Source organism: Streptomyces sp. NPDC005566 (assembly GCF_040605575.1).
Classification (GTDB): domain Bacteria; phylum Actinomycetota; class Actinomycetes; order Streptomycetales; family Streptomycetaceae; genus Streptomyces.
The window spans coordinates 104,584-121,819 of the sequence record NZ_JBEXDB010000023.1; the positions used below are offsets into that span (position 1 = coordinate 104,584).

General features: G+C 69.3%; 13 protein-coding genes, 5 tRNA genes and 1 pseudogene. 9 read left to right on the forward strand and 10 right to left on the reverse strand.

Annotated features, from left to right (window positions below; all coding sequences use genetic code 11):
• Positions 1–2 precede the first annotated feature (2 nt).
• A complete protein-coding gene (gene leuC / locus ABZS61_RS30210; RefSeq protein WP_356428132.1) occupies positions 3–1,430 on the reverse strand; it encodes a 3-isopropylmalate dehydratase large subunit in 1,428 nt (475 codons plus the stop codon).
• A gap of 174 nt (positions 1,431–1,604) precedes the next feature.
• On the opposite strand from leuC, the gene ndgR reads away from it, so the two are divergent.
• Entirely contained in the window at positions 1,605–2,321 is a 717-nt protein-coding gene (gene ndgR / locus ABZS61_RS30215) for an IclR family transcriptional regulator NdgR (protein WP_014048551.1), read from the forward strand.
• Between the two features lie 329 nt (positions 2,322–2,650).
• Here ndgR and ABZS61_RS30220 read toward each other — a convergent pair.
• The 9 genes from ABZS61_RS30220 to ABZS61_RS30260 form a co-directional block, all read right to left on the reverse strand.
• A tRNA-Glu gene (locus ABZS61_RS30220) sits at positions 2,651–2,723 on the reverse strand.
• Positions 2,724–2,742: 19 nt separating this feature from the next.
• A tRNA-Gln gene (locus ABZS61_RS30225) sits at positions 2,743–2,814 on the reverse strand.
• Positions 2,815–2,826: 12 nt separating this feature from the next.
• Positions 2,827–2,899, reverse strand: a tRNA-Glu gene (locus ABZS61_RS30230).
• Between the two features lie 60 nt (positions 2,900–2,959).
• Positions 2,960–3,032 (reverse strand) — tRNA-Glu (locus ABZS61_RS30235).
• A 19-nt stretch (positions 3,033–3,051) separates the two neighbouring features.
• Positions 3,052–3,123 (reverse strand) — tRNA-Gln (locus tag ABZS61_RS30240).
• Between the two features lie 85 nt (positions 3,124–3,208).
• Positions 3,209–3,919: an HAD family hydrolase gene (locus ABZS61_RS30245; RefSeq protein WP_356428134.1), complete on the reverse strand. Its 711-nt coding sequence runs from the start codon at positions 3,917–3,919 to the stop codon at positions 3,209–3,211.
• 136 nt (positions 3,920–4,055) lie between these two features.
• Entirely contained in the window at positions 4,056–5,567 is a 1,512-nt protein-coding gene (gene gltX, locus ABZS61_RS30250) for a glutamate--tRNA ligase (RefSeq protein ID WP_356428137.1), read from the reverse strand.
• A complete protein-coding gene (locus ABZS61_RS30255; protein WP_356428140.1) occupies positions 5,560–6,336 on the reverse strand; it encodes a fumarylacetoacetate hydrolase family protein in 777 nt (258 codons plus the stop codon). Before ABZS61_RS30255 ends, gltX begins: the two co-directional genes overlap by 8 nt.
• A 174-nt stretch (positions 6,337–6,510) precedes the next feature.
• The gene (locus ABZS61_RS30260) at positions 6,511–6,693 is read right to left on the reverse strand and encodes a hypothetical protein (protein ID WP_356428143.1); all 183 of its coding nucleotides are present in this window, start codon (positions 6,691–6,693) and stop codon (positions 6,511–6,513) included.
• A 579-nt stretch (positions 6,694–7,272) separates the two neighbouring features.
• Between ABZS61_RS30260 and ABZS61_RS30265 the strand changes: the two genes are divergently transcribed.
• From ABZS61_RS30265 to ABZS61_RS30300, 8 genes and pseudogenes are all read left to right on the forward strand, one after another.
• Entirely contained in the window at positions 7,273–10,866 is a 3,594-nt protein-coding gene (locus ABZS61_RS30265) for a nitrate- and nitrite sensing domain-containing protein (RefSeq protein WP_356428146.1), read from the forward strand.
• Between the two features lie 9 nt (positions 10,867–10,875).
• The gene (locus ABZS61_RS30270; protein ID WP_168713747.1) at positions 10,876–11,289 is read left to right on the forward strand and encodes a roadblock/LC7 domain-containing protein; all 414 of its coding nucleotides are present in this window, start codon (positions 10,876–10,878) and stop codon (positions 11,287–11,289) included.
• Positions 11,290–11,423: 134 nt separating this feature from the next.
• Positions 11,424–11,831, forward strand: coding sequence for a DUF742 domain-containing protein (locus tag ABZS61_RS30275; RefSeq protein WP_003966010.1), 408 nt, complete (start codon positions 11,424–11,426; stop codon positions 11,829–11,831).
• Positions 11,812–12,393: an ATP/GTP-binding protein gene (locus tag ABZS61_RS30280; RefSeq protein WP_127466601.1), complete on the forward strand. Its 582-nt coding sequence runs from the start codon at positions 11,812–11,814 to the stop codon at positions 12,391–12,393. The genes ABZS61_RS30275 and ABZS61_RS30280 overlap by 20 nt, the downstream gene beginning before the upstream one ends.
• Before the next feature lie 349 nt (positions 12,394–12,742).
• On the forward strand, positions 12,743–15,940 hold the full coding sequence (locus ABZS61_RS30285) for a nitrate- and nitrite sensing domain-containing protein (RefSeq protein WP_356428150.1): 3,198 nt from the start codon (positions 12,743–12,745) through the stop codon (positions 15,938–15,940).
• 10 nt (positions 15,941–15,950) lie between these two features.
• Positions 15,951–16,364, forward strand: a complete 414-nt coding sequence (locus ABZS61_RS30290) for a roadblock/LC7 domain-containing protein (protein WP_006127847.1) — start codon at positions 15,951–15,953, stop codon at positions 16,362–16,364.
• Between the two features lie 89 nt (positions 16,365–16,453).
• Positions 16,454–17,107 (forward strand): DUF742 domain-containing protein, encoded by a 654-nt coding sequence (locus ABZS61_RS30295; RefSeq protein WP_356428153.1) that lies wholly within the window; start codon positions 16,454–16,456, stop codon positions 17,105–17,107.
• A pseudogene (locus ABZS61_RS30300) lies at positions 17,088–17,236 on the forward strand (ATP/GTP-binding protein); the annotation flags it as partial. The gene ABZS61_RS30295 and the pseudogene ABZS61_RS30300, both read left to right, overlap by 20 nt.

The following is a 17,236-nucleotide window of genomic DNA, read 5'->3' on the forward strand; positions in this document are numbered from 1 at the left end:
GGTTATCGGACTCCGGCGGGCGTACGGGCGTCGGACAGGTCTGCGGGCGAGGCCAGATGGCCCAGCACGGCGGTCGCGGCGGCGACCTGCGGGGAGACCAGGTGCGTGCGGCCGCCCTTGCCCTGCCTGCCCTCGAAGTTGCGGTTCGAGGTGGAGGCCGAGCGCTCACCGGGGGCCAGCTGGTCGGGGTTCATGCCGAGGCACATCGAGCAGCCCGCGTGCCGCCATTCGGCGCCGGCGGCCGTGAAGACCTTGTCCAGGCCCTCCTCGACGGCCTGCAGGGCGACCCGGACGGAGCCCGGGACGACCAGCATCCGTACGCCGTCGGCGACTTTGCGGCCGTCCATGATCGAGGCCACGTTGCGCAGGTCCTCGATCCGGCCGTTCGTGCAGGAACCTACGAAGACGGTGTCGACGCTGATCTCGCGCAGCGGCTGGCCGGCGGTCAACCCCATGTACTCCAGGGCCTTTTCGGCGGCGTTGCGCTCCGAGGCGTCCTCGTACGAAGAAGGGTCGGGGACGTTGGCCGACAGGGGCGCGCCCTGGCCGGGGTTGGTGCCCCAGGTGACGAACGGCGCGAGCTCCGCGGCCTCGATGACGACCTCGGCGTCGAAGACGGCGTCGTCGTCGGAGCGCAGGGTCTCCCAGTACGCCACCGCGGCGTCCCAGTCCGCGCCCTGGGGCGCGTGGTCGCGGCCCTGCAGGTAGTCGAAGGTGGTCCGGTCCGGGGCGATCATGCCCGCGCGGGCACCGGCCTCGATCGACATGTTGCAGATGGTCATCCGGGCCTCCATCGAGAGCTTCTCGATGGCGGAACCACGGTATTCGAGGATGTAGCCCTGGCCGCCGCCGGTGCCGATCCGGGTGATGATCGCCAGGATCAGGTCCTTGGCGGTGACGCTGTCGGGGAGTTCTCCCTCGACGGTGATCGCCATGGTCTTCGGCCGGGCCAGGGGAAGCGTCTGGGTGGCCAGGACGTGCTCGACCTGGCTGGTGCCGATACCGAAGGCCAGCGCACCGAACGCGCCGTGGGTGGAGGTGTGGGAGTCGCCGCAGACCACGGTGGTGCCGGGCTGGGTCAGGCCCAGCTGCGGGCCGACCACGTGCACGACGCCCTGTTCGACGTCGCCGAGCGAGTGCAGCCGGACGCCGAAGTCCGCGCAGTTCTTGCGCAGGGTCTCCAGTTGGACCCGGGAGACCGGGTCGGCGATCGGCTTGTCGATGTCGAGGGTCGGGGTGTTGTGGTCCTCGGTGGCGATGGTGAGGTCGAGGCGCCGTACGGGGCGTCCGGCCTGACGCAGGCCGTCGAACGCCTGCGGGCTGGTCACCTCGTGCAGCAGGTGCAGATCGATGAAGAGAAGGTCGGGCTCGCCCTCCGCGCGCCGGACGACGTGGTCGTCCCAGACCTTTTCCGCGAGTGTCCTACCCATCGCTTTCCCTCCGGCCGGCGTCTTCGCCGGCCCAACTAGAGATTCGGTGCGCCTCCGTCCGGACCCCCGAGCGGGGCGGCGGCTGCGGGCCGTTGTACGGCCGCACGTACAGGTTCGCAACTTCCGGAGAAAATTGAACTTGCGTTTCACAGAGTGAGACGCGAGTATCGTCGTATGGACAACTCTAGCGGCGTCGGCGTTCTCGACAAGGCAGCTCTGGTATTGAGCGCCCTGGAGTCCGGTCCGGCCACCCTCGCCGGGCTGGTCGCGGCGACAGGGCTCGCAAGGCCCACGGCTCATCGACTGGCCGTGGCACTGGAACACCACCGGATGGTGGCGAGGGACATGCAGGGCCGTTTCATTCTCGGCCCCCGGCTCGCGGAACTCGCGGCCGCGGCGGGCGAGGACCGGCTCCTGGCGACGGCAGGACCCGTTCTCACGCATCTGCGCGACATCACCGGCGAGAGCGCACAGCTCTACCGGCGGCAGGGCGACATGAGGATCTGCGTGGCGGCGGCGGAGCGTCTGTCCGGACTGCGGGACACCGTGCCGGTCGGCTCCACGCTCACGATGAAGGCGGGCTCCTCCGCCCAGATCCTGATGGCCTGGGAGGAGCCGGAGCGCCTGCACCGCGGCTTGCAGGGGGCCCGCTTCACGGCGACGGCCCTCTCCGGCGTACGGCGCCGCGGCTGGGCGCAGTCGATCGGTGAACGCGAGCCGGGCGTGGCCTCGGTCTCCGCACCGGTCCGCGGCCCGTCGAACCGGGTGGTCGCCGCGGTCTCCGTCTCCGGCCCGATCGAGCGGCTGACCCGCCACCCCGGGCGGATGCACGCCCAGGCGGTCATCGACTCGGCCGCGCGGCTGAGCGAGGCCCTGCGCCGCACCGGCTGAACCAGTAAGCGCACCACTTCCCCGAAGGCCGCTCCAGCGCCGTGGCGGCCCCCATCTTCATCCTGCTTCTTCCCTCCGGTGCTTACTCCCCGGACGCGCGACACCCGAACCGGTCCGCCGCCCGGCGGCCCCTCCGCAGGCCGGGAGCCGGTGAACTCTCCCCCGTACAGAGCTCGTCGGACACCGGCGCGGCCACCCTCATCCGCCTCGGTCACCCCGGTGAGATGGACCACCTCGCCCAACGGACCCGCACCGTGCGGCACGTTGCCTTGCGGCACACGAGAAAGGCCCTTCACCGAGGTGAAGGGCCTTTCCCTGTCGAGCTGTTGTACCCCCGACCGGATTCGAACCGGCGCTACTGCCGTGAGAGGGCAGCGTGCTAGGCCGCTACACAACGGGGGCTTGTTACTTCGGTCTTGCGCTGGGCTACCAGGACTCGAACCTAGAATGACGGTACCAGAAACCGTAGTGTTGCCAATTACACCATAGCCCATGGTGTTGCAAGTACCCCCGACCGGATTCGAACCGGCGCTACTGCCGTGAGAGGGCAGCGTGCTAGGCCGCTACACAACGGGGGCCCTAGCGATCCTGCATCAAGAACGTGGGTGCGACCCAGATGTTCTCGCGGGAAGGATCTGTACCCCCGACCGGATTCGAACCGGCGCTACTGCCGTGAGAGGGCAGCGTGCTAGGCCGCTACACAACGGGGGCTTGTTACTTCGATCTTGCGCTGGGCTACCAGGACTCGAACCTAGAATGACGGTACCAGAAACCGTAGTGTTGCCAATTACACCATAGCCCACTGAAACGCAACCCCTTGGGGGTTTCATTTCTGTCTGCGCTTCCCGGCCGGATCTTTCGGTCCACTCGGCGGCGCAGGAAGAACATTACCTGAAGGTGTCCGGCGCTCCAAAACGGGTATTGCCTGCCAGCAGACCGGGGAGCTCCTCCAGCCCGGTGATCCGCACAAGTTCCGGGCGCCCGCCGCGCCCTCGCCGGTCCAGCCAGATGCCGGTCAGGCCCGCGGCCACAGCACCGGCGGCGTCGATGTCGGGCTCGTCCCCGACGTAGACCACCTCGTGCGGATCAAGTTCCAGCGCCTCGCAGGCCGAGAGGAAGGCCCTGGCGTCCGGCTTGTAGACACCGAGCTCCCTCGCGCACAGCAGGACCTCGAAGCGGTCGCGCACGCCGAGGGCCCGCAGTTTGCGCTCCTGATGGTCGACGGAGGAGTTCGACAGGATCGCGTGCCGGTGGGTGCCGGCCAGCGCGTCGAGCACCGGCACCGTGTCGGGGAAGAGCTCCCAGGAGCTCTCGTAGTGCCCGACGTACCGGGTGAACCACGCATCGGCGTCCTCGTCGCTCAGCTCGGCGTCCAGGAAGTCCCGGACCCGGTCCCGGCAGTGCGCGTACCAGTCGGACTCCCCGGCGGCGACCCGCGCCCAGTGGGCGGAGGCGATGCGCATCCAGCGGTCGTGGTGGTCCTCGTCGCTGTCGGCCAGCCCCTCCGCCCGGAGATGCCGCAGCAGACCGTTGCGGTCCGAACCCGCGTAGTCGAAGATCGTGTCGTCCACGTCCCAGAGAACCGCGCGAATCGCCATGCTCACCAGCGTAGGCGCCCACGCTGCGCGGATGGTGGGCTTTGCTGTCCGCTGTCCGGGACCGCAGGCACGAAACGCTGGAGACGCCGGAGGCCGGGCTCCCGTGGGAACCCGGCCTCCGGACTGCGTACGACGGTTACGCGGCGAGCTTGGCCAGCGCGGCGTCGATGCGGGCGATCGTCTTCTCGCGTCCCAGGATCTCCAGGGACTCGAAGAGCGGCAGACCGACCGTGCGGCCGGTGACGGCGACGCGGACCGGGGCCTGGGCCTTGCCGAGCTTCAGGCCGTGCTTCTCGCCGGCGGTGAGGACGGCCGTCTTGAGCGCCTCGGCGTTCCACTCGGCGGCGGTCAGCTCGGCGCGGGCCGTGACGAGCAGGGCGTCGGAGCCCTCCTTCATGGCCTTCGTCCAGGACGCCTCGTCGTGGACGGGCTCGTCCAGGAAGAGGAAGTCGACGTTGGCCGTGATGTCCGAGAGGACCGTGACGCGGGTCTGCGCGTGCGGGGCGATCTCGGCGAACTGCCCCGCGTCGAAGGCCTCGGGCGCCCAGGGGGCGAACGGGGCCTTCAGCCACGGGCCGCAGGCCTCGGTGAAGGCCTTCACGTCGAGCATGCGCAGGTGCTCGGCGTTGATGTGCTCGGCCTTCTTCAGGTCGAAGCGCGCCGGGTTGGCGTTGACGTCGGCGATGTCGAACGCGGCCACCAGCTCGTCGCGGCCGAAGATGTCGCGGTCCTCGGCGATCGACCAGCCGAGCAGCGAGAGGTAGTTCAGCAGCCCCTCGGGCAGGAAGCCGCGCTCGCGGTAGAGGTTGAGCGAGGCCTGCGGGTCGCGCTTGGAGAGCTTCTTGTTGCCCTCCCCCATGACGTAGGGGAGGTGGCCGAAGGCGGGGGTGTCCTTGGCGATGCCCAGCTCGATGAGCGCCCTGTAGAGGGCGATCTGCCGCGGGGTGGAGGAGAGCAGGTCCTCGCCGCGCAGGACGTGGGTGATCTCCATCAGCGCGTCGTCGACCGGGTTGACCAGCGTGTACAGGGGAGCGCCGTTGGCACGGACGATGCCGTAGTCGGGGACGTTCTCCGGCTGGACGGTGATGTCGCCGCGGACGAGGTCGGTGAAGGTGATCGCCTCGTCGGGCATCCGGAAGCGCACGATGGAGGTCCGGCCCTCGGCCTCGTACGCCGCGGTCTGCTCGGCGGTCAGCGCGCGGCAGTGGCCGTCGTAGCCCGACGGCTTGCCGGCGGCGCGGGCGGCGTCACGGCGGGTGTCGAGCTCCTCGGTGGTGCAGTAGCAGTGGTACGCGTGACCGGCGGCCAGGAGCTTCTCGGCGACGTCCTTGTAGAGGTCCATGCGCTGCGACTGGCGGTACGGGGCGTGCGGGCCGCCGATCTCGGGGCCCTCGTCCCAGTCCATGCCGAGCCAGCGCATCGAGTCGAGCAGCTGCTCGTAGGACTCCTCGGAGTCGCGGGCCGCGTCGGTGTCCTCGATACGGAAGACCAGGGTGCCCTGGTGGTGCCGGGCGAAGGCCCAGTTGAAGAGAGCTGTCCGGACCAGGCCCACGTGGGGGTTGCCGGTCGGGGAGGGACAGAAACGTACGCGATGGGGTTTCCCCTGCTCGAGCGGAGCCGAGAGCTTGGGGACAGGTCCGTTAACCACGCTTGATCACCTTGTTGGTGAGAGTGCCGATGCCTTCGATGGTGACGGCGACTTCGTCGCCGACGTGCAGGGGTCCGACCCCTGCGGGGGTTCCGGTGAGGATCACGTCGCCCGGGAGCAGCGTCATGGCTTCCGTGATGTGGACGATCAGGTCCTCGATCGAGCGGATCATGTCGCCCGTGCGGCCCAGCTGGCGCTGCTCGCCGTTGACCGTCGCCTGGACGGCCAGGTCGCGGGGGTCGAGGTCGGTCTCCACCCAGGGGCCCAGCGGGCAGGACGTGTCGAAGCCCTTGGCCCGGCCCCACTGCTTCTCGCGCTTCTGGGCGTCACGGGCCGTGACGTCGTTGGCGCAGGTGTAGCCGAAGATGACGTCCTTGACACGCTCACGCGGAACTTCGCGGCACATCCGTCCGATGACCACGGCCAGTTCGGCCTCGTGGTGCAGTTCGTCGGAGAAGGAGGGGTACTCGATGGCGTCGCCGGAGCCGATCACCGAGGTGGTGGGCTTGAGGAAGACGACGGGGACATCCGGGACCTCGTTGCCGAGCTCGGCGGCGTGTTCCGCGTAGTTGCGGCCGATGGCCACGACCTTGTTGGGGAGCACGGGGGGCAGCAGCCGGACCTTGCTCAGCGGAACCTTGGTCCCGGAGAGCTCGAAGTCGGTGTACGGGATGCCCTTGATGATGTCGAGGACGAGGCTGTCGGGACTGTCGCCCTCGACCGCGCCGAAGGCGACATTGCCGTCGATGGAGAACCTGGCGATGCGCACGGGATGCTGTCGCCCCTCACTTGCTGGCTGGCTGGCTGAAGACTGACGCTCCAGGCTAGCGCCTGGCCCGGCGAGCTTTGCCCCGATAGGAGCGCCGTCCGGTGCGTGCGGCCGCAGGGCGGACCGAGCCTGCCCGGCCGGATGTCGACGCGGCGAGGGGGACAGCCGCGCGCGTCAGCCTGCGGCTGCGGCGGGTGCTTCCATGAGGATGGTGCGGCGGGGGTTGGCCGTCTGGGTGGGCAGGTCGACGGAATGCTCCGGCTGCTCCGGCGTGTGCAGCACCACGGCGTCCTCGAGGTGCGCCAGCGTGGTGCGCCGGGGGTTGGCAATGTTGCGGAACATCATCGTCGTCTTCATCTGCCGTGTGGACCCTTGTCGCTGGGGCGCCGCCCGGAGGGGCGCCGGTTGTCGGATTCGCTATCCCTGTAAAGCGTCAGGCTAAACATCCGATTCCCCGTGGGTGCGGGGAAGAGACGTCGATCATCATGTGAGTTTGCTCACGAAGTTACCGACAAATGAACCATTGCGGACAGTCGATCACCTGAAGCAAAGCAGACATTACGGCACTGAATCTGCCATTCCGCTCCCGATCATGTCGACTGGGACACCGCCCGCCCCCAGGGGGTGCACCCCCAATGTTCCGATTTACCCCTGAACGCTCTCCACGGCTTGTCACTCAGCCATCACAGAATGTCACACAGGTCACAGCCCGGTACGTGGGCCTTGTTGGAGATCCTCCACTGTGCTGAAATTCCACGCACCGCCGCGGGTTTCAGGCCCGGCGCGCAGGGGCGCAACGCAGCGCCGAGTGGCGGCGGGAGGGGGAAGTACGCCGGTCACTCACGACCACCATGGGGCGCGTCCAGCGCCCCACGACGCCGACACCGTCCCGCCCGAACACGTGGTGGGACGCCTGGTCCAGAGGTTGCGACGCTAGTGCAGGGACGTTTCAAGAGGGATGGCAGTGCTCCGGCGGAACAGGAGCCGCGCGGCGGGACCGACCGCGGTTCCTCGCCCCAGCACGCCCAGAACCCCGGGCCGGCCGTAGCCGGCGGCAGTGGTGACCGCGCGCAGCGCTCGGGTACGACGAGCAGCAGCGGCGCGGACCCGGCCACGCCTCTCAAACCCGCGGGGCCGGTCGGCACCGGCTCACGCATAGCCCTGCGCAACTGGCGCATCAGCACCCGCCTTGTCTCCCTCCTCGCCCTTCCCGTGGTCGCCGCGACCACGCTGGGCGGACTGCGGATCAACGAGTCCATGAACGACATGGAACAGCTGGAGCACATGCAGCTGCTGACTCAGATGACCAAGCAGGCGACCGCGCTCGCCAAGGCGCTCCAGCAGGAGCGCGACGAGTCGGCCGGCCCCCTGGCGAACGGCGCGAAGCCCACCGACTTCAAGGTCACCACGCCTCGGAAGCAGACCGACCGGGCCAAGGACGCGTTCTTCGACGCGGCCGACGAGATCGGCACCTCGCAGACCGACGAGGCGATGGAGGGCATCCACTCCAGCGTCAGCCAGATCGCCACCCAGCTCGGCGAGCTCAGCAGTATCCGCAAGGACGCGTACGCCGAGGGCGCCCCGAGCCTCAGCACGGTCGACCAGTACAGCCAGCTGATCACCGCGCTGCTGGGCCTCTCCCAGGACATGGCGCAGGCCACCAGCAGCCCGGACATGATCAAGCGGACCCGCGCCCTGGCGGCGTTCTCCTCCGCCAAGGAGTACGCCTCCGTCCAGCGCGCGATCATCGCCGCGGCACTGCCGGGCGGCGACAGCACCGAGACGCACCTCAACGACAACGACAAGATTTTCGGCGCCGCCGCCAACCGCAAGGAGACCCTGGCCCTCCAGACGTTCGGCACGACCTACACGGCCACGGGTAGCAGTGCCTCCGAGCTGACGGACTCGCTCGAGAACGGCAACCCCGAGATCAAGGCCGCGGACATGTACGCGAAGCAGGTGCTCGACAGCCCGCTGGGCCTGGAGGGCCGCAAGCCCCGCACGTACATGGACTGGTTCGACCAGAGCTCCAACAAGATCTCTGCCATGAACACCATCGAGGCGACCCTCCTCGGCGAGATGGAGGGCAAGGCCCGCGAGCTCCGTGAGGCCTCCCAGCGCGACGCCATCCTCAACGGTGCGGTCATCCTCATCGTCCTCGGTGTCTCCCTGGTCGGCGCCTTCGTCGTGGCCCGGTCCATGATCCGTTCGCTGCGGCGACTGCAGGACACCGCGACCCGGGTCGCCCAGGACCGGCTGCCCGAGCTCGTCAAGCAGCTCTCCGAGACCGACCCGCAGGACGTCGACACCTCGGTGGAGTCGGTCGGTGTGCACTCCCGGGACGAGATCGGCAAGGTGGCCGCGGCGTTCGACGACGTGCACCGCGAGGCGGTCCGACTGGCCGCCGAGCAGGCGCTGCTGCGAGGCAACGTCAACGCGATGTTCACCAACCTCTCGCGCCGCAGCCAGGGCCTCATCCAGCGTCAGCTCTCGCTCATCTCCGAACTGGAGTCGCGCGAGGCCGACCCGGACCAGCTGTCCTCCCTCTTCAAGCTCGACCACCTCGCGACCCGTATGCGCCGTAACGGCGAAAACCTGCTCGTCCTCGCGGGCGAGGAGCCGGGCCGCCGCTGGACCCGTCCGGTGCCGCTCGTCGACGTGCTCCGCGCCGCAGCATCCGAGGTGGAGCAGTACGAGCGCATCGAACTGGCCGCGGTGCCCGCCACCGAAGTGGCCGGCCGCGTCGTCAACGACCTCGTGCACCTCCTCGCCGAGCTGCTGGAGAACGCGACGTCGTTCTCCTCGCCCCAGACGAAGGTCCGGGTCACCGGTCACGCGCTGCCCGACGGGCGTGTGCTCGTCGAGATCCACGACACGGGTATCGGCCTCTCCCCCGAGGACCTCGCGGCGATCAACGAGCGGCTCGCATCGCCGCCCACCGTGGACGTCTCCGTGTCCCGCCGCATGGGTCTGTTCGTGGTCGGCCGGCTGTCCCTGCGTCACGGCATCCGGATCCAGCTGCGTCCCTCCGACTCCGGCGGTACGACCGCACTGGTCATGCTGCCCATGGAGGTCGCGCACGGCGGCAAGCAGCCGCAGTCCAAGCAGGGTCAGGGCCCGCAGGGCGGTTCTCCCGGTGGTCTCCTCGCCGGCGGCTCCGGTGCGGGCGCGGGTCAGCGTCCCGGCCTTGCGGGTTCCCCGGCCGCTCCTCCCGCCAAGGGCCTGGGTTCAGGTCAGCAGCGCGGGCAGGTCGGCACGGGCTCGGGCCCGCGGGCGGCGCTGCCCGCGCGCGACGGCGGCCCTCAGGGTCCCGGCAACGGTCCGCAGGGCCCCGGCCGCCCGAACCAGCCGCAGGGCGGCGCCTTCGGCGGCGGTGCCCGGACGGGCGCGCGCGGTCAGCAGGAGGCTCCCGGCCGTACGGACTCGGGCCAGCCCAATCTGTTCGGTCACACGGGTCCGGCCCAGCCCGGTCCGCAGGGCCGCCAGAGCGGTCCGCCCGCCCGGCAGACCCCTCAGCCGCAGCAGGCACGTAACGAGCAGGCCGGCTTCCAGCAGCCCGGCGGCCCCGGCCGTCAGCTGCCGGCGTCCGGCGGTCCGCGGGCCGAGCTGCCCGGTGGCAACCCGCAGCCGCAGCGTCCGCAGAGCGCGAGCTGGGGCGTCGAGGAGCAGGGTGCTTCCCGGCGTACTCCGCCGGACACGCCGCGCGGTCACGAGGAGCCGGACTCCGGCCGGTTCGCCCGCCCGGGCAGCTCCGCTCCCCACCAGCCGTTCAACGCGCCGAACCAGCGTCCGCCGATGAACGACCGCCAGGGCCCCGGCGCCACGTCCGAGTTCGCCCGCCCGGACTTCTCCGCGCCGCAGGCGCCGGACCCGGCGAGCACCGCGCAGTTCGCCCGCCCCGACTTCAACGCCCCGTCGCCACAGAACCAGGGCTACGGCGCCCAGGCCCCGCAGCACCAGCAGATGCCCGCACCGCACCGGCAGGACAACGCCGACTTCGGTGCACCGCGTCCGGCGCTGCCGCAGCAGCCCGAGGCGCTGCCGCCCGCCGGTCCGGGTGACGGGCGTACGCCGCTGTACGACACGCTGGAGACGAACTGGTTCCACGGCCCGGGGCAGGGCGGCGCTCAGCCGCCCGCAGCCGAGCCGCAGGCACCGTCGGCTCCGGAGCCCGTCGGCACCCCGGCTCCGCCCATGCCCCGGCGTGGTGCGGCCGATGCCGGCGTCACCAGCTCCTGGCGCGCCTCGCCCAACGACGAGCTCACGCGCCAGGCCGAGCGGGTCAAGAAGCCCGCTGCGGGCGGGATCACCACCTCCGGGCTGCCGCGCCGGGTTCCGCGTGCCAATTTGGTGCCGGGCACTGCTCAGCAGCAGAATCATCAGTCCGGACCTCAGGTTTCGCGTGCGCCCGATGACGTACGCGGCCGTCTGACCAATCTCCGCCGGGGCATCCAGCAGGGACGACAGGCCAACAACGGCCCGTCTACCGGCAGTTTCCAACTCGGCCCCACTCACCAGCAGGAGCGTTAGTTGAGCCCCATGAGTCAGGCCGCGCAGAATCTGAACTGGCTGATCACCAACTTCGTGGACAACACCCCTGGGGTGTCCCACACGGTGGTGGTCTCCGCGGATGGCCTGCTGCTGGCAATGTCCGAAGGTTTCCCGCGCGACCGCGCCGATCAGCTGGCGGCAGTCGCCTCCGGTCTGACGTCGCTCACCGCGGGTGCCTCCCGGATCTTCGAAGGCGGCGCCGTGAGCCAGACCGTTGTGGAGATGGAGCGAGGGTTCCTTTTCCTCATGTCCGTCTCGGACGGTTCGTCTCTGGCCGTTCTCGCCCACCCGGACGCGGACATCGGCCTGGTCGGGTACGAGATGGCACTCCTCGTCGACCGCGCGGGGTCCGTACTCACCCCTGACCTCCGCGCCGAACTACAAGGCAGTCTGCTCCACTAGGCGGCCATGCAGCAGACCCCTGACACGATCCCCCCAGGTACTACTCGAAACCCTCACCCGTCCGGCCGCTTAAGACCCCCCACCGGCCCTTCCCGACGGCAAGGCGACACCCTGCTGTCACGCCCGGAGGATTCATGACCCCGCCACCCGCCTCACCTGATCCGTACGGCGCACTGCACCACGCGTCGTACGACGGTGAAGGCGACCAGCCGCTGGTCCGACCGTACGCAATGACCGGCGGCCGGACCCGGCCGCGCTACCAGCTCGCGATAGAGGCTCTGGTCAGCACCACAGCCGACCCCGCTCACCTCGGGACACTGCTTCCCGAGCACCAGCGGATCTGCCACCTCTGCCGTGAGGTCAAGTCGGTGGCCGAGGTTTCGGCCCTGCTGTCCATGCCCCTGGGCGTGGCCAGGATCCTGGTGGCGGACCTGGCGGAAGCCGGCATGGTGGCCATCCACCAGCCGGGCAATGGAGAGGCCGGCGGCGCGCCGGATGTGACACTGCTCGAAAGGGTGCTCAGTGGACTTCGCAAGCTCTAGCGGCGGGACAGCCCGCGCAACCACCTCGGCGAAGATCGTGGTGGCAGGGGGCTTCGGCGTGGGTAAGACCACGTTTGTCGGTGCCGTTTCGGAGATCAACCCGCTGCGCACCGAAGCCGTGATGACGTCCGCGTCCGCGGGCATCGACGACCTGACCCACACCGGGGACAAGACCACCACCACGGTGGCCATGGACTTCGGCCGCATCACCCTGGACCAGGACCTGATCCTGTACCTGTTCGGCACCCCCGGACAGGACCGCTTCTGGTTCATGTGGGACGACCTGGTCCGCGGCGCCATCGGCGCCGTCGTCCTCGTCGACACCCGCCGACTCGCCGACTGCTTCCCCGCAGTCGACTACTTCGAGAACAGCGGACTCCCCTTCGTCATCGCCCTCAACGGCTTCGACGGACACCAGCCCTACACCCCGGACGAGGTGCGCGAGGCCCTGCAGATCGGCCCCGACACCCCGATCCTGACGACGGACGCCCGTCACCGTGCAGATGCGAAGAGCGGTCTGATCACGCTGGTGGAGCACGCGTTGATGGCGCGGCTCAAGTAGCGCGAAGTCGGTATTGATCTACGGAAGTTGCTGTAGTCAAGCGGGGGCGGCCTGTGTCCTTTGACACGATCCGCCCCCGTGTTCATAACATTTCGACAGAGAATTGCACCGGCATCGATACCCGACGCATCCGAGCAGTACCACTGTGCTCACATGAGCCCCGCCTTTTGACGGGGCTCGTTCTTTATGCCCGTTTTATCTGACGCCTGCGTCACCCGGAATCAGTCATTCCGACTGTTTGGAACGCGGCCGCTCCGCGTGCTGCAATGCGTCGAACTACCGAGTAATACGGCCCTGAACGAATAATCCGGCACAACGTAGGTGCCGACGCCGAGAGGTTGTTGGTCGAGTGAGGCGAAGCAACGAGGGCTCCGCTGCGCAGCCGGAGCGGGGCAATTTCACCCCGCCGCCGCGCGCTGCGGTGTCGCCTGCGGAGATATCCGAGGCGGAACCGGCAGGTGGCAGCACCAGTCGGCTGTCCCCGCGCAACTGGCGGGTGCCCACCCGGCTGAACGCGATTCTCCTGATTCCCGCACTGGTCGGCCTGGTCATGGGCGGCTTCCAGGTGAAGGGGTCCGTCGACAGGTGGAACGAGGCCCAGGACGCCGAGAAGACGGCGCAGGTCGTCCGCGCGGCCGCGGAGTACGGTCAGGCGCTGCTCAACGAGCGCGACCTCACCGCCCAGCCGTTGCTGTCCAACGAGCGCACGGCCCCCGAGGTCGAGGACGCCCGCGCCACCACTGACGAAGCGGCGGCGAAGTTCGACACCGCCGTGCAGGGCATGCCGGACAAGGAAGGGCTCGACCGCCGCCTCAAGCTGTTCAAGGTGGAGGAGCCGCTTCTCCCCGAGCTGCGCAAGGCCGCCTACGCCGAGGCCATGGACCCGGTGAAGACGGAAGAGGGCTACACCAAGGTCCAGCACTCGCTGATGGAGTTCTCCAACGAGCTCGGCCTGGGCAGCAGCAACATCACCACCTACGGCCGGACCGTGTACGCGATCGAGCTGGCCAAGGCTGCCGAATCGCTTCAGCGCTCCATCGGTATGCACCTGCTGGTTCGCCCCAGCCAGAAGGACGCCACCTTCGACGCCCAGGTCAAGGCGTTCGGCTCGTACAACTACCTGGAGCAGATCGCCCTCGGCGAGTTCGTCTCCGGTGGTACCGAGGCCGACGTGGCGCGGCTCAAGGAAGTCATGGCCGGCAAGGCCGCCGAGGGCGCCAAGCAGCTCAAGGCCGCCAAGGAGCAGGCCGCGGCCACCGGTCAGCCCTTCGTGACACCGCCGAGCGTCGACGGTTCGGTCTTCGACGGCATGGCCCAGCAGATCGGCCAGGGCCAGCGCCCGGAGGACCTCCGGAAGAAGGGGATCACCCCCGAGACCTGGATGGCCGCCGCCACCGCCAAGTTCGACGGCTACACCACCGTCGAGGACGAGCTCGTCGACAAGGCGGTCACCGAGGCCGCGGACATCTCGTCCAGCGCCCGGAACGACGCCATCGTCAACGCCGCGATCGTGATCATCTCGCTGCTGGCCGCCTTCATCATCGCGGGCCTCATGGCCCGCCAGATGAGCCGCGCGATGCGCCAGCTGCGTACCGCCGCGTTCGGTATCGCCGAGCAGCGCCTGCCGATGCTCGTCGACCAGTTGTCGCGTACCGAGCCCGGCCGGGTGGACACCCGGGTGCAGCCGATCCCGATCACCACCCAGGACGAGATCGGCGAGGTCGCCCGCGCCTTCGACCAGGTGCACCGTGAGGCGGTCCGGCTCGCATCCGAGCAGGCCATGCTGCGGGGCAACGTCAACGCGATCTTCACCAACCTGTCGCGCCGCAACCAGTCGCTCATCGAGGGCCAGCTGACCCTCATCACCGACCTGGAGAACAACGAGGCCGACCCGGACCAGCTGGAGAGCCTCTTCAAGCTGGACCACCTGGCGACCCGTATGCGCCGCAACGGTGAGAACCTCCTGGTTCTCGCCGGCGAGGAGCCCGGCCGCCGCTGGAACCAGCCGGTTCCGCTGGTCGACGTCCTGCGCGCCGCCTCCTCCGAGGTGGAGTCCTACGAGCGCATCGAGCTCACCGGTGTTCCGGAGAGCGAGATCCACGGCCAGGCCGTGACCGACCTCGTGCACCTGCTGGCCGAGCTGCTGGAGAACGCCACCACGTTCTCCTCGCCGCAGACCAAGGTGCGCGTCACCGCGACCCGGCTGCCCGACGGCCGTGTCATGGTCGAGATCCACGACAAGGGAATCGGCCTCACCGCCGAGGACTTCGCCGACATCAACCACAAGCTGGCCAACCCGCCGACCGTGGACGCCGCGGTGTCCCAGCGCATGGGTCTGTTCGTGGTCGGCCGGCTTGCCGACCGGCACGGCGTCCGCGTCCAGCTCCGCCCCTCGGGGGAGCAGGCGGGCACCACGTCGCTGGTCATGCTGCCGGACGCGATCACCCATGGTGGCGGTGGCGAGTCGGCGCCGCAGGGCGACTTCACCGTCTCCTCCATCATTCCCGAGCAGCAGCAGCCGCAGTCGTTCGAGATGCCCGCGCACCACGCTCCGATGCGTACGGCGGCGGAGCTCGGCTTCGACGACTCGCGGTACGACACCCCGGCTGCGGACTCCCCGCAGCTCGACCCGGTCGGCCGCTCGCTGATGCGTGAGGAGCGCCGGGCCGCGCTGGAGGCGCAGACCGGACCCGAGCATCCCGTGTTCCAGGACAACGGCGCGGGACAGCAGGGCTTCGCCCAGGACCAGTACGGCCAGGAGCAGTACGCGCCCGAGCAGTACGCCCCGGAGCAGCAGGGCTACGCACAGCCCGGATACGACGGCGGCTACGAGCAGTACGGCGCCGAGGGTGGCTACCAGCAGCCCCAGCAGGGCTATGCGGAAGCTTCGTACGCCGCACCGGAGCACCAGCAGGAGCAGTACGCCGATCAGTTCGCCCCTCAGTCCGACCAGCCCCACCAGGGCGAATGGGCCGATCAGGGCGGATACCAGGGCGGGTACGAGCCGCTCGCACAGCCCGAAGCGGAATCTCTCCCGAGCGCTCCCGCCGAGCCGCAGGAGCGCGTAGGCTTCGACCGTCCGGGGCCCACCCCGAACAACGGTCACGACCTGACGACCGCGGGTCTCCCGCGCCGGGGCGCGGGCCAGCAGCACTGGCAGCCCACCGGCCGCGGAAACGATCAGCCTGCGGTGGCGGAACAGCAGCAGCGACCGCCGAAGCAGCAGGAGAAGCCCCAACCGCCGCAGACAGCACCGGCGACCGGGAAGGGCCCCGACGACTGGCGCTCGGCCAACGACGAGCGCTGGGAGCGGGCGGAGAAGCTCAAGGATCCGAAGGCGGGCGGAATCACCCCGTCCGGTCTCCCCCGGCGCGTACCCAAGGCCAATCTGGTCGAGGGAACGGCCGAGCAGACCCAGCAGGGCGGCCCACAGGTCTCCCGTGCCCCCGAGGACATACGTGGCAGGCTGAGCAATCTGCGACGTGGTGTGCAGCGGGGACGTACCGCGGGGCCGGACACAAGTAATACCTACAACCAGGAGCGTTAGTGTGAGCCCGATGAGCCAGGCGGCGCAGAATCTGAACTGGTTGATCACCAACTTCGTGGACAACACCCCTGGGGTGTCGCACACGGTGGTGGTCTCCGCCGACGGACTCCTGCTGGCGATGTCCGAGGGTTTCCCGCGCGACCGCGCCGATCAGCTGGCGGCAGTCGCCTCCGGTCTGACGTCGCTGACCGCGGGTGCCTCCCGGATCTTCGAGGGCGGCGCCGTCAATCAGACCGTTGTGGAGATGGAGCGGGGATTCCTCTTCATCATGTCCATCTCTGACGGATCTTCACTTGCCGTCCTCGCCCACCCGGACGCCGATATCGGTCTGGTTGGGTACGAAATGGCACTTCTTGTAGACCGTGCAGGAAGTGTTCTCACCCCGGATCTTCGCGCCGAGCTCCAGGGAAGTCTTCTTAACTGACAGACAGACAGTGCGTTTCTCGTCACCGCGCCATAAGGTGCGGTGGCGCGGCACCACTGGGATGGCGACCGGCAGTCGGAGGAGGAAACGTGGCAGCACCCACAGGCGGACACCCGTACGAGGGTGGTCGGCGGGTTCCGGGTGAGCAGGGTGATAACCGCTTCAACCACCCCTCCACGCCCGGCAGACAGGGTTCGCAAGAGCCTTACCAGCCTTATCAGCCCTACCAGCAGCCCCAGCAGCCGCCGCAGGGCGCGCAGGGGGGCGGCTGGCCGCAGCAACAGCCCCAGCAACCGGGATCCGGGTGGCCGCAGCAGCAGCCGCCGCAGCGCTACGACGCACCGCCGTCGCGCATCCAGCCCGTCCAGCGGCAGGCGCCCGAGCCGTCGAAGCCCGCGGCGCACAACCCGCTGGTCCGGCCGTACGCCATGACCGGTGGCCGGACCCGGCCGCGGTACCAGCTCGCCATCGAGGCACTGGTCAGCACCACGGCCGATCCGTCGAGGCTCCAAGGGCAACTGCCCGAGCACCAGCGGATCTGCCGGCTCTGCATCGAGATCAAGTCGGTCGCCGAGGTTTCGGCCCTTCTCTCGATCCCTCTCGGCGTTGCCCGGATCCTCGTCGCCGACCTGGCCGAGGCCGGACTCGTCGCTATCCATCAGCCCGGCGGCGACGAGGCCGCCGGCGGCCAGCCGGCCGTGACACTGCTCGAAAGGGTGCTCAGTGGACTTCGCAAGCTCTAGCGGCGGAGCGGCCCGCTCCACCACCTCGGCAAAAATCGTGGTGGCAGGGGGCTTCGGCGTGGGTAAGACCACGTTTGTCGGTGCCGTTTCGGAGATCAACCCGCTGCGCACCGAAGCCGTGATGACGTC